Consider the following 11,438-nt stretch of genomic DNA (forward strand, 5'->3'; position numbering starts at 1 on the left):
GGAATTGCCGACTCCGGAGTCTGCCATGCGTCTGATCCTCACCGCCGCCCTGCTCTGTGCCGCCGCCACGCCGGCGCTCGCCCAGTCGGAACCCCAGCGCCAGCCGGACAAGGCCGAGGCGGTCGTTCAGGCGCTGCAGAACCCATTGGTTCAGGCAGGTGCCGCGGCCATGCTCGACAATCTCGCCGGCGCGCTGCTCGATACCCGCGTCGGCCCGGCGGCACAGTATCTCGATCCGACGATCGGCGCGCAGGATACGCTGGGCGACATCCAGCGCCGCCGCGATCCGAACTTCGACAGGAATCTTCAGCGCGATACCCGCACCGCAGTCGCCGCCGCCGCGGTACTGGGCAAGAACGCGCTCGAGATGCGCGCCTCGCTCGACGATACCGCCGCGCGTCTTCGCGCCGCGCTTCAGCCGCTGCGCGCGGCCTTGGCGACCAAATAGTCGCCTTTTATCCGCTGCCCGTCGGCAAGCGCTTTACGTGGGCGCTGGGCGAGTCCTAAAGCGGCCCCATGTGGCAGCTCTATCAATTCCCCCTATGTCCCTTCTCGCGCAAGGTCCGGCTGCTGCTGGGCGAGAAAGGCGTGGGCTATGAGCCGGTGCGCGAATCCCCCTGGCTGCGGCGCGACGAGTTCCTCGATCTGAACCCTACCGGCCAAGTGCCGGTGATGGCCGATACCGAGCGCGGGGTTACGCTGATCGATTCGCAGGTGATCTGCGAGTTCTTCGAGGAGACGGTGAACAAGGCGCCGATGCTCAACGGCACCGCCACCGATCGCGCCGAGATCCGCCGGCTGGCGATCTGGTTCGACACCAATTTCTATGCCGAGATCACTGCGCCCTTGCTCCATGAGCGGATGCTCAAGCGCATCGTCTACAAGCAGTCGCCCGATGGCCAGGCGCTTCGCACGGCGATGAAGGCCGCGGTCAACCATCTCGATTATATCGATTATCTGCTCGATCACCGCACCTGGCTCGCCGGCCCGACGATGAGCCTGGCCGATCTCGCCGCCGCGGCGCAGATCTCGATCGCCGACTATCTGGGCGGCATCGACTGGAAGAGCCATGAGCAGGCCAAAGGCTGGTATATCCGCATGAAGAGCCGCCCGAGCTTCCGCCCGCTGCTCAGCGAGCGGATGGAAGGCATCCCGCCGCCCGCCGATTACGAGAAGCTCGACCTGTAGGGAGCTTCGCGCGCCTTCATCGGTTCATGGGAGCAGGAGGCGCACATGCTCGAACATCTACCCCATTGGCTCGGCAAGGCGCTGAGTTCGCTGCGTGCCGGCGCGGACAAGCTGGCGATCGTCCGCCTCGAGTTGGCCGGCGAAGGCGTGATCCATCTCGCCAGCCCGGCCTTCACCAATGGCGGCCGCCTGCCCGACCGCTTCACTGCGGACGGCGATGGCGTCTCGCCGCCTTTGTTCTGGACCGGCGTGCCCGAAGAGACCGTGCGGCTGGTCCTGCTCGTCGAGGATCCCGACGCGCCAACGCCGCAGCCGATGGTCCACGCGATCATCTGGGGGCTGCCGCTGGCCGGCGACCTCAAGGAAGGCGAGATCCAGCCGGATGGCGAGGGAAGCGCGGATGGCGAGGATGTCGGCCGCAACAGCGGCTTTGCCGAGGGCTGGCTGCCGCCCGATCCGCCCAATGGGCATGGCGAGCATAATTACGCCTTCCAGATCTTCGCGCTGAGCGAAGGCCCTGAGCCGGGCGACAATCCCGGCCGCGGCGAGCTGCTGCGGGTGATGGAAGGCCGGGTGCTCGCCGCCGGGCTGCTCACCGGCACCTATTCGCGTGGTGAGGAAGCGCCGGTCGGCCCGGTGGGGGCGGGCGCGGTCGCCTGAGCTTGCAATGTAGGATTTCGCATGTTGCTGTACGGCGGTCGGGTCAGCGCCCGGCCGCTCTTTGCACCGTTGATAGTCCGGCAGTGGGTAATGCGGCACTTCGCGCGCGTCCGATACCGGCCTGGTGTCGCCCCGCGCGCGCGTGAGTGTCGTGACTTTCGTGACTTTCGGGCCTTCGCTCAGCCGTTGACGATCGTCCCGCCATTGGGGTGGAGGACCTGCCCGGACATGTAGCTGGCGTCGTCGCAGGCGAGGAACAGGAACGCCGGCGCCACTTCATTGGGCTGGCCAGGCCGGCCCATCGGCGTCGCCTCACCGAAATGCGCGAGCTTCTCGGGGGAAGCGCCGCCCGACGGATTGAGCGGCGTCCAGATCGGCCCCGGCGCGACGGCATTCACACGGATGCCCTCGCCGACCAGATTCTCCGACAGGCTGCGCGTGAAGGCCGTGATCGCGCCCTTGGTGCTCGAATAGTCGAGCAGCTCCTTCGAGCCCTGGTACATCGTCACCGAGGTGCAGTTGACGATCGCGGCGCCCTTTTTGAGATGCGGGCGCGCGGCCTGGGTCAGGAAGAACATCCCGAAGATGTTGGTCTGGAAGGTGCGGCGAAGCTGTTCTTCGGTGATGTCGGTGATGTCCTTGTCGGGATGCTGCTCACCGGCATTGTTCACCAGCACGTCGATCCGGCCGAACTTGCCGATCACCTGGGCGACGGCCTGGTCGCAAAACGCCTTGTCGCCGACATCGCCGGCGATGGTCAGCGCTTCGCGGCCCTCGCCGCGGACGATTTCCGCGGTCTTGGCGGCATCGTCATGCTCGCAGAGATAGAGGATCGCCACATCGGCGCCCTCGCGCGCATAGAGCGCGGCGACGGCGCGGCCGATGCCGCTGTCGGCGCCGGTGATCAGCGCGACCTTGCCCTCGAGCCGGCCGGAGCCGCGGTAGCGCGGCTCCCAGTCGGGCTTGGGTTCCAGCACTGCCTCATGACCAGGCAGCGCGTCTTCGTGGATCATGTCTTCGGTTTCGCTCACGGGCATCCTCCTGGAATGCCTGGGGAAACCGGTAGGGCCGGCGGGGGTTCCGCCTTGCCGGTGCCGCCGGGGCGGCCTGCAGGGTCAGCCGAGGAGGCCGGAACCCTGCATGCCGCTCGCGGCGATCATCGTTGCGGTGAGTGCGAAGGACATCACACCGACCATCAGGCTGCGTACCATGTCTATTCTCTCCCTTCCGTCAGGTCCGCCCCGGATCACGCGAACGGAACCGAGGGGGCCGAGAAGAGGACGATGGCATAGGTGAAGAGGACGGCGCCGACGACGGCGACACTGTGCTGAAGCGAGCTGATACGGACGGCCATTTGATTTACTCCCTGTGTCGGACTTGCCGGACCATCCGGCTGCCGATGCCAGATACTTTGCAGGGAGCGTGCCAGTTTTCTAAGTGATTGATTTTGCTAGAGGCGCGTTAGAAAGTTACGCGGGGTTGGGAAATTTCACGCCAAGCAATGGCGTATTTCACCAATCATAAGCGGACAGTGACTGTCCGATTCCGGTCAGTCGATGCGGATGCAGTTCCGGCCGCCATTCTTGGCGGCGTAGCAGAGCTGGTCGGCACGGTGGAACACGGTGCCGAACACTTCGCCCTGCACCGCGGGGCTGAGCCCGGCGGAGAAGGTGATCTCGCCGAGCGGCGCGTCGGTCTCGCGCAGGCGGTAGCGCTTGGCGGAGACGGCGATGCGCGCGCGCTCGAGCACATCGCGCGCGGCCTTGATGTCGAGCCCGGTGAACAGCACGACGAACTCCTCGCCGCCATAGCGCGCGACGAGATGGCCCTTGCAGGTGTCCGACAGCGCTTCGCCAAGCGCCTTGAGCACCCGGTCGCCGACGACATGGCCGAACCGGTCGTTGACCGACTTGAAATAGTCGACGTCGCACACCGCCATGCTCATCCGCGTGCCCTTGGCGGCCTCGGCGGCATAGGCCTCTTCGAAGGCGCGGCGATTGGCGAGGCCGGTGAGCGGATCCTTGCGGGCGTTGTCGCGGGCTTCCTCGAGCTTGGTGCGCAGCTCGTTCGCTTCGCGGTTCGCGGTTTCGAGCCGCTCCTCGGCATAGCGGACGCGCTCGAGCATCGTCGCGGTGAGCTTGGTGACTTCGAGATCATCGCCGCCCGAGCGGCGCATCGCCTGCGCGCTGGCTTCAAGGTCGCGGCCGAAGTCCTTGGCATCGGCGCGCATCGCCGTGACGATGTCCTGGAAGCCTTCGACCTGCATCTGGGTCTGGGCGACCAGGCCCTGGGCCTTCTCGATCGTCGCGGTGGCGGTGCCGGCGACGGGGGCGTCGCAGCCCAACGTCTCGATGTCGCGCCGGGTCAGGCGGACGCCGCCATCGGTGAGCATGTGGACCGCGCGGGCCAGCGGACCGTCGGGATTGGCGAGAAGCTGATAGGCAAAGGCATAGTTCGCGGGATCAGGGTCAAGCCGCTGATCCACCAGGAACTCACCGATTCGGTCGTACAGGCCACGCGCGGCCTGGGAACCGCTTGCCACCCGAACGGCCTTCGCCGCGACCATCTGCCTCAATTCCTCACCGAATGTTGGTCCAGTCGGCGCCCTCAACACCGTCTTGCCCGGCACCCTAGGCGCCAACTGCTAACATCCGATGAGTAAAACGCGGCTGGCGGTGAAAATGCCAGCCGCGCAGGGCTCAGTGTTTGTGCGTAGCCTTGTACTTCTGCACGGCATCGAGGGTCAGGCGGATGTGATCGGCCGGGCTCATGTTCGAATGGGCGAAGATCACCTTGCCGTTCGGCGCGATCACATAGCTGGTGCGGCTGGTGATCTTGGTGACGGTGCCGTCCGCCTTGGTCAGGCGCACGTCATAATCCTTGATGATCTGGTCGCTCGCCGCGGCGACGGCGAACTTGCCGGCGCACTTTTCGGCCGAAAAGGCCTCGAGCTTGTCGATATTGCCCGCGGTCATCCCGATCACGCTGGCGCCGGCCTTCTGGAAATCGGGCAGCGCCTCGGCGAACGCATGCGCCTCGGCATTGCAGCCATCGGTGAAGGCGGCGGGGAAGAAATAGAGGACCACCGGACCCTTCTTGAGCGCGGTCTTGAGGTTCACGGAGAAGGGCTTGCCCGCCATCGCGCCGGGCGCGGTGAAGTCGGGCGCACGCACGCCGGTGTTGAGCGCGGCGGTGGCCGGCAGGGCGAACGCCAGGGTAGCGGCGGCGGCGATCAGCAATTTGCGCATGGCGATCCTCTTTCCTTCAATACCGTCCGGTCAGCGCGTCAGGGCGATGCCGATCCGGGCATGGGTGTCGTTCTTGCGATAGTTGTCCAGGGCTTCACCATAGCCGGTAAAGGCCTGGCCGAAGAGATAGAAACCGACGCCCTTGGCGATCCGCGCCAGGGGATAGGAGACGAACAGCTCGGCGGCGCCCTTGCGCGTGTTGAAATTGCCGCGGCCGGTGAGTGAGAGCTTCAGCCCGTCCTGCTGGCCGATCGCCGCGGTGAGGCTGGTATAGCCGAAATAGTCCTTCACGTCGGGCGCGGTGCCGAGCTGGCCGACATAGAACCAGGCTTGGGGCGCGACATCGAGATGCCAGTCGCCGCCCAGGTCAAAACGCTTCTCGGCGCGCAGGAGCACCCGGTTGAGATCGACCGAGTCGAGCGCGCCACGCCCGTTCGAATCGTGGCGATAGCCAAGCGCGACCTTGGTGGTCTCGTTGAACGGGATGTCGGCGTAGATTTCGGGGCTGTAATTGGTCGAGCGGAACGGCCCCGACGGCTCGTTCAATGCCCAGAACATCGTCTGGGTGTAGGCGAAGCGGAGGTTGCCGAGCTTGAGCGGGGCGTTCTCGGCGAAGGGGCGGAAGGCGAAGCTGACCTGCAGCTTGCCACCCGAATCCTGGACGCCGAACGCGCCGTAGATCGGCTCATGCGGCTCGAACCGGTCGACGAACGCCGCCGAGCTGCCGGTCGAGCTCTGAACTTCGGTCTCGCCCTCGGGGATCTCGGCGGCGGCATGCTGTTCGGTGGGCGGTACCGCGCGGCCGGCGACGCTGACCGGCACATAGCGTGCCTTGGCGAAGCCGTGCGGGGTGACCGTCACCGTCGGGCCCGGTGCGCGCTCCAGCACCAGCCTTGTGCCGTCAACCGCGGTGATCTCGATCGTGCGCGGGCCGGCATCGGTGACCGGCACTTCGCCTTCGTTGATCAGGAACACCTCGACGCCGCGCAGCGCCTCGGTCTCGGAGGCGGGCTGGGCGGGCACGGCGCGCAGGCTCTGCGCCGCGGCGGGCGTGGCGGCGAGCAATGTGACGGGGATCAGCAGGCGGCGCATGGGCATGGGCGGGTGGAGTGACAAAGGTTTGTGACCTTGGCGAGTCAAAATCGGATCGCTAGGGCAGGCGCATGCCAGTGACCTCCGCCGACATCGCCCTTGCCGAACGCCTTGCCGATGCGGCGGGTGCGGCGATCCTTCCCTATTTCCGGGCCGAGCACGGCGTCGAGGCCAAGGACGACCAGTCCCCGGTGACGCTCGCCGACCGCGCCGCCGAAGAGGCGATGCGCAAGCTGATCATCGCCGAGCGGCCGATGGACGGCATCCAGGGCGAGGAGTTCGGGGTGCGCGAAGGGACCAGCGGGCGGGTCTGGGTGCTCGACCCGATCGACGGCACTCGCGCCTTCATCGCCGGCCGTCCGATCTTCGGCACGCTGATCGCGCTGATCGAGGGCGGCTGGCCGCTGCTCGGCATCATCGACCAGCCGGTGACCAGGGAGCGCTGGCTCGGCGTGATGGGCCGCCCGACGCTGTTCAATGGCAAGCCCGCCGAGACCCGCCGCTGCCGCGACCTCAAGGATGCGATCCTGGGCACGACCAGCCCGGCGCTGTTCGAGGACGACCAACTCCACGCCTTCGAGCATCTCGACGCGGCAGTGATGAGCGTCGTGCTGGGCGGCGACTGCTACAACTACGGCTGCGTCGCCAGCGGCTGGATGGACGTGGTCGTCGAGGCCGGGCTCAAGCTCCACGACTTCGCGGCCCTGGTGCCAATCGTCGAGGGCGCGGGCGGGCGGATGTGCGACTGGCAGGGCGACCCGCTGCACGCCGGCAGCAACGGCGAAGTGATCGCCGCGGGCGATCCGGCGCGGGTCGAGGAGATCCTCGAGGCGCTGGCATGTCGGGGCGATCACCAACACGGGCATTGAGTTCGCGACTCGAAAAGTCACAAAGGTCGCACCAATGGCAGGTTTCGCGCGCGCTCGATTTCCCCATTTGCCCGGTAACGCGCACGATCTCGCAAGCTTGTTGCGCGAGGCTTTTCCTATATTTCCAACATTTTAAAGAGCGGCTGGCTGTGAAGCCGGCCGCGGAAGCCAAGCAGGCGAAATCCTACATTGCAAGCCCGGCATGCATTTGCGCGCCGATCTAGCGGACCGCATTGGCCGCCGCGTCAATCGTGTCGCGCGCATGGGTTTCGTCGCCCTGCAAGCGCGCCTCGTAGCGCTTCAGCCGCGCCTGCATGGCATCGTGGCGCGCTTTCAGCAGCTTCAGGGCAGTGCGCTCGAACGGCGGGGACTCGCCCCGAAGCCCCCGAGCGGACAGGTCGTTGCTCATTCTGAGGCTTTCGCTGCTGTCGATGTTGCTGATGCACAGCGCGGCGCTGCTAAGCGCGTTCGAGGTGCGCAAGGCATTGCCCGAGACGGCGTTGCTCTGGCGCAGCGAGTTGCCGGACTGGCGATTGGATTCGCGCAATGTCGCGAGCGTCCGGTCATAGTCGGCGCGGGTGTTGACGTTGACGAAGCTGCCGCCGCCGGCATCGGAGACCGACTTCAGCGCCGCCGCCTCGCTCGACGGCAGGCCGAAGCCGATGATGTTGACGATCGCCCGGGTCTTGCCGCTGTTGATCCGCCGGGCGACCGCGACCGGATCGCCGCCGCACGTCTCCTCGCCATCGGACACCACATAGATAACCTGCTCTCCTGGGGTGGACGAGGCGGCGAGCAGTGCCTCGGCCCTGGCCAGGCCCGCGGCAAGCGGCGTCCAGCCCACCGCCCGAACCCGGGAAACCGCCGCCCCCAGCGCCGCGCGATCGTTCGACATCGGCGCAAGCAGGGCGACGCCCGCGCAGGACCTGGTCTTGCCCGCCTCGCTGTTGTCGCCCTGCTGCCCGAAGACGAGCAGCGAGGCCTGCACCGATGCCGGCAGCCCGTCGATGAAGCGCGTGGCAGCCTCGCGGGCAAGATCGAGCTTGGTCTGTCCGCCGATCTTGCCGGCCATCGATCCGGAGCCGTCGATCGCCACGACGACGCGCACCGGCGGAACGCTCGGCCCGATTGCATCGGGCGTCCGCCCCTGCAGTGCCGGCTGGGTCAGTGCGACTTCCCGGAAGCAGCGATCCGGATTGTTGGTGGTGAACTGGTCGACATAAGCCTGGGCCTGCGCGACCTCGCCCGTGCTCGCGCCGTTCAGCGCCGCCGAGGCGTTGTCGCTGGTGCTGTTTTTGGAACCACCGCATCCGCAGACGGCCAGTGCCAGGAGACCGGAAACGCAGCTGTGGGCGATATTCCGGCACTTTTCCACGGCTCAATCCTTCTTCTTGAACACCTTGCGCTGATCCTTGCGCTCATCCTTCGAACGCTTGCCGCTTTCGGACTTTGCGGTCGTGCCCTTGCCGACATCGTCGCGCGGCTTGCCCTTGGTCGTCCGCTGGGCGGCGGCGCGTGCGCCTTCGAGGACCGGGCCGCACGCCGCGGCCTTGGCATCGCCGACATCGACGAAAGCGAGGATCGCCGCGAACGGGCTGGCGAAGATACCGAGACCCAAACCAACACCGGCGCGCGCGACCAGCTCGGGCGAGATCACGTTGAGGCCGGGCCGGGCGAAATAGCCGTTGAGGCCGACGGGCGACTGGCCGGAGAACAGGCTGAACTTCTTGCTGTCGGCGCGCACTGCCAGGTCGATGCTTTCGTTGCGGAAGCTGAATCCGCCGCGGCCAAGGACCACGTTCTTCTCGGTGTCGATCAGGATCGGGTCCGCCGCGGCGATGCCCCGGCGCACAGTGAAGCCGATCAGGCCGCAATTGATCTGGACCGGCTCTTTCAATTTTTTCTCGAACATCTTCTGGACGAAGGTGCCGATATCGATCTCGGAAAGCTGGACGTTGCGCGTCCACAGTGTGCCGCGCGGAATGATGATCGCGATACGGCCATTCGAATTGGCCAGCGATTCGCGCACGCTGTCGCCCGTGCCGGTCATCTTCACGCGTGCCTTGACCGTGCCGCTGGTGCCGCTCTGCTCGACGCCCCAGCCGGCGAGCAGCGTGCCCATCGGGGTGGGCGAGAGGCGGATGTCATAATCGGTGAAAACCGGCTGTTTGCGCGCGTTGATTATGATGTCCGAAGTCACCGTGCCGCGCGACATGCTGAAGTTGAGCGGGCTCAGCTTGAGCAGCATGTTGTCGAGGTCGAGGCCCAGCTCGATATGCGAGACCGGGAAACTCGGCGCGCGCACGTCGCGAACGGTCCAGTGGACCTTGGCGTCAAAGTTGCGAAGGGCGTCTACGCGGAGTTTCGCGTCGGGCAGGAGGCGCGGCGTGCCGGCGACCTGGGTGACCGCGCCGGCCGCGCCTTTGGCCGCCAGCGTGTTGGGGTTATAGCCGATGAACGGCCCGGCATCGACGATGTCGAGCGTGTCGGTGGCAAGCTCCGCGGTAAGCAGCAGGCGCGGGCGCGTCATCTTCACCACCATCTTGCCGGCGAGATCGGAGTCGCCGAACCGGCCCTTGAGCCCGGTGAAGCGCCATTCGTCGCCAAGCTTGGTGAGCGCCGAAGTGAGCCGGTAGCTGCGCGTATCGGGCACGGCGATGCCGGCGAGCATGAAGATGTCGGCCAGGTTCTGGCCGCGGATGTTCATATGGAGGTCGGCGCCTTCGATCTCGGTGGCGCCGGGCAGCGTGCCGCTCACATCGACTTGGGTGCGCACGCCCTCGGCGTGTAGCTGGAGCTGGTTCTTGCCGCCCGAGACGGTGGCATTGGGAGTGAGCAGCGCACCGTTCAGCACGAAGCGGGTGCCGCGCGCGGTGCCGCTGCCGTCGAAGCGGATCGTCGAGGCGAACTGCGTGTCCTTCGCCTCGACGGTATGGACGCGGATGCCGGCCTCGATCTGCATCCGCGGATCGACATAGCGGATCATCGTGCCCTGGACGAGCGCGCGGCGGATGATCGGCAGGTCGAGCGGTTCGCCCTTTTCCTCGCTGAAGGTCCAGGTGTTGCGCTTGCCCGCCTTGTCCCATTGGAGATCGACCTCGCCATTTTCGAGGTTGAGCCAGTTCACCCGGCGCTTGCCGGTGATCAGCGACCAGGTGGAGATGCGCGAATCGATGCGCTTGGCCTCGAAGAAATTGCCCTTGCCGGCCCAATCGGGGTTGGCGATGTGGATCCGCTCGGCGACGAACTTGACGTTGATCGGGTTGAAATAAAGCTGGAAGTCGCCCTCGACCTTCACGTCGCGGTGCGTCTGGCCGGCGACGATGCGCTCGAAGGTGTGCTTCAGGAAGCGTCCCTTGGTAACGAACAACACCGTCCAGGCGAGCACCAGGACGCCAAGGAACGTGGCGGCCACGGCGATGACGCTGGCAAGTGGGGTGCCGAGCGCGCGCAACGGCCGCGCCGGGGCGTCACTCGGCGGGGGTGCCGTGTCGGCGGCGGATATGGGAACGTCGCGATCGGCCATCGGATGAAAAAGCCTCGCAGACGGAATGAGTTCCGCCGAAGCGCAGACTCCGGTTGCGCTGCACTAAGCTTTGGGTTAGGGGCCCCGCTTTCCGCGATCGAGGGATACGCCGGCTAATAGGGCTGCCGCGCGCATTCGCAATCGTCGAACCATAAGGAGACGAAAATGCCCAAGCTCAAGACGAAGAGCGGCGTCAAGAAGCGCTTCAAGCTCACCGCCACTGGCAAGGTGAAGCACGGAGTCGCCGGCAAGCGCCACCGCCTGATTTCGCATAACGCGAAGTATATCCGCCAGAACCGCGGCACCTCCGTGCTCGCCGACGCCGATACCGCCCGCGTTATCGCGTGGGCGCCGTACGGCCTGAAGTAAGGAGGGCCTGGAAAAATGGCACGAGTTAAGCGTGGTGTAACCACCAAGGCCAAGCACAAGAATATTCTTGAGCAGGCAAAGGGCTATCGCGGCCGCCGCAAGAACACGATCCGCATCGCCCGTCAGGCCGTCGAAAAGGCCGGCCAGTATGCGTATCGCGACCGCAAGGTTAAGAAGCGGACGTTCCGTGGCCTCTGGATCCAGCGTATCAACGCCGGTGTCCGCGCCGAGGGCCTGACCTATTCGCAGTTCATGCACGGGCTGAAGCTCGCCGGCATCGAGCTGGACCGCAAGGTCCTGGCCGATATCGCCATGCATGAAGGCGAAGCCTTTACCGCCATCATCGCGCAGGCGAAGGCGGCTCTGCCCCAGGCCGCCTGAGCGACCTGACGCGAGCACGAGAAAATGGGGCGTCGGTGGCAACACCGGCGCCCTTTTTCTTTGGCCGCGTCACCGCTAGAGGCTCCCTCGACGAAATGAGGATTT

The 11,438-nt window shown here is 66.1% G+C and carries 12 protein-coding genes; 6 read left to right on the forward strand and 6 right to left on the reverse strand.

From position 1 onward, the window contains the following. The first annotated feature begins 25 nt into the window (after window positions 1-25). From HZY97_RS16380 to HZY97_RS16390, 3 genes are all read left to right on the forward strand, one after another. Window positions 26-448 carry a hypothetical protein gene (locus HZY97_RS16380; protein ID WP_180146199.1) on the forward strand — a complete coding sequence of 141 codons (423 nt, stop codon included), beginning with the start codon at window positions 26-28 and terminating at the stop codon, window positions 446-448. Window positions 449-516: 68 nt separating this feature from the next. After that, the gene (locus HZY97_RS16385) at window positions 517-1,188 is read left to right on the forward strand and encodes a glutathione S-transferase family protein (protein ID WP_180146202.1); all 672 of its coding nucleotides are present in this window, start codon (window positions 517-519) and stop codon (window positions 1,186-1,188) included. Window positions 1,189-1,233: 45 nt separating this feature from the next. After that, window positions 1,234-1,848 carry a YbhB/YbcL family Raf kinase inhibitor-like protein gene (locus HZY97_RS16390; RefSeq protein ID WP_180146205.1) on the forward strand — a complete coding sequence of 205 codons (615 nt, stop codon included), beginning with the start codon at window positions 1,234-1,236 and terminating at the stop codon, window positions 1,846-1,848. 179 nt (window positions 1,849-2,027) lie between these two features. On the opposite strand, the gene HZY97_RS16395 is transcribed toward HZY97_RS16390, so the two are convergent. The 4 genes from HZY97_RS16395 to HZY97_RS16410 form a co-directional block, all read right to left on the reverse strand. Beyond that, a complete protein-coding gene (locus HZY97_RS16395; protein ID WP_180146207.1) occupies window positions 2,028-2,879 on the reverse strand; it encodes an SDR family oxidoreductase in 852 nt (283 codons plus the stop codon). 518 nt (window positions 2,880-3,397) lie between these two features. After that, entirely contained in the window at window positions 3,398-4,414 is a 1,017-nt protein-coding gene (locus HZY97_RS16400; protein WP_180147439.1) for a GGDEF domain-containing protein, read from the reverse strand. 133 nt (window positions 4,415-4,547) lie between these two features. Continuing rightward, a complete protein-coding gene (locus HZY97_RS16405; RefSeq protein ID WP_180146210.1) occupies window positions 4,548-5,096 on the reverse strand; it encodes a peroxiredoxin in 549 nt (182 codons plus the stop codon). 30 nt (window positions 5,097-5,126) lie between these two features. After that, entirely contained in the window at window positions 5,127-6,194 is a 1,068-nt protein-coding gene (locus HZY97_RS16410; RefSeq protein ID WP_257215135.1) for a phospholipase A, read from the reverse strand. 65 nt (window positions 6,195-6,259) lie between these two features. Here HZY97_RS16410 and hisN point away from each other — a divergent pair, with 65 nt between their 5' ends. Further along, window positions 6,260-7,057: a histidinol-phosphatase gene (hisN, locus tag HZY97_RS16415; RefSeq protein ID WP_180146213.1), complete on the forward strand. Its 798-nt coding sequence runs from the start codon at window positions 6,260-6,262 to the stop codon at window positions 7,055-7,057. 220 nt (window positions 7,058-7,277) lie between these two features. Here hisN and HZY97_RS16420 read toward each other — a convergent pair whose 3' ends face one another. Beyond that, window positions 7,278-8,432 (reverse strand): VWA domain-containing protein, encoded by a 1,155-nt coding sequence (locus HZY97_RS16420; RefSeq protein WP_180146216.1) that lies wholly within the window; start codon window positions 8,430-8,432, stop codon window positions 7,278-7,280. A gap of 3 nt (window positions 8,433-8,435) precedes the next feature. Then, window positions 8,436-10,583 (reverse strand): AsmA family protein, encoded by a 2,148-nt coding sequence (locus tag HZY97_RS16425; RefSeq protein WP_180146219.1) that lies wholly within the window; start codon window positions 10,581-10,583, stop codon window positions 8,436-8,438. Window positions 10,584-10,748: 165 nt separating this feature from the next. On the opposite strand from HZY97_RS16425, the gene rpmI reads away from it, so the two are divergent. Together rpmI and rplT are read left to right on the forward strand one after the other, a co-directional pair. Then, window positions 10,749-10,952 carry a 50S ribosomal protein L35 gene (gene rpmI / locus HZY97_RS16430; RefSeq protein ID WP_056616276.1) on the forward strand — a complete coding sequence of 68 codons (204 nt, stop codon included), beginning with the start codon at window positions 10,749-10,751 and terminating at the stop codon, window positions 10,950-10,952. Between the two features lie 15 nt (window positions 10,953-10,967). Continuing rightward, complete coding sequence (gene rplT / locus HZY97_RS16435) at window positions 10,968-11,333, forward strand: 50S ribosomal protein L20 (RefSeq protein ID WP_180146221.1); 366 nt, start codon at window positions 10,968-10,970, stop codon at window positions 11,331-11,333. The last annotated feature ends 105 nt before the right edge of the window (window positions 11,334-11,438 follow it).

It is taken from the genome of Sphingomonas sp. R-74633 (assembly GCF_013416555.1).
Taxonomy (GTDB): Bacteria; Pseudomonadota; Alphaproteobacteria; order Sphingomonadales; family Sphingomonadaceae; genus Sphingomonas.

Excerpts from the sequence above, each read along its gene's own strand:
- HZY97_RS16405 (WP_180146210.1), bottom strand. The coding sequence starts at position 5,096 with ATGCGCAAATTGCTGATCGCCGCCGCCGCTACCCTGGCGTTCGCCCTG.
- HZY97_RS16390 (WP_180146205.1), top strand. The coding sequence starts at position 1,234 with ATGCTCGAACATCTACCCCATTGGCTCGGCAAGGCGCTGAGTTCGCTG.
- HZY97_RS16410 (WP_257215135.1), bottom strand. The coding sequence starts at position 6,194 with ATGCCCATGCGCCGCCTGCTGATCCCCGTCACATTGCTCGCCGCCACG.
- HZY97_RS16385 (WP_180146202.1), top strand. The coding sequence starts at position 517 with ATGTGGCAGCTCTATCAATTCCCCCTATGTCCCTTCTCGCGCAAGGTC.
- hisN (WP_180146213.1), top strand. The coding sequence starts at position 6,260 with ATGCCAGTGACCTCCGCCGACATCGCCCTTGCCGAACGCCTTGCCGAT.
- HZY97_RS16380 (WP_180146199.1), top strand. The coding sequence starts at position 26 with ATGCGTCTGATCCTCACCGCCGCCCTGCTCTGTGCCGCCGCCACGCCG.
- HZY97_RS16400 (WP_180147439.1), bottom strand. The coding sequence starts at position 4,414 with ATGGTCGCGGCGAAGGCCGTTCGGGTGGCAAGCGGTTCCCAGGCCGCG.
- rpmI (WP_056616276.1), top strand. The coding sequence starts at position 10,749 with ATGCCCAAGCTCAAGACGAAGAGCGGCGTCAAGAAGCGCTTCAAGCTC.
- HZY97_RS16425 (WP_180146219.1), bottom strand. The coding sequence starts at position 10,583 with ATGGCCGATCGCGACGTTCCCATATCCGCCGCCGACACGGCACCCCCG.
- rplT (WP_180146221.1), top strand. The coding sequence starts at position 10,968 with ATGGCACGAGTTAAGCGTGGTGTAACCACCAAGGCCAAGCACAAGAAT.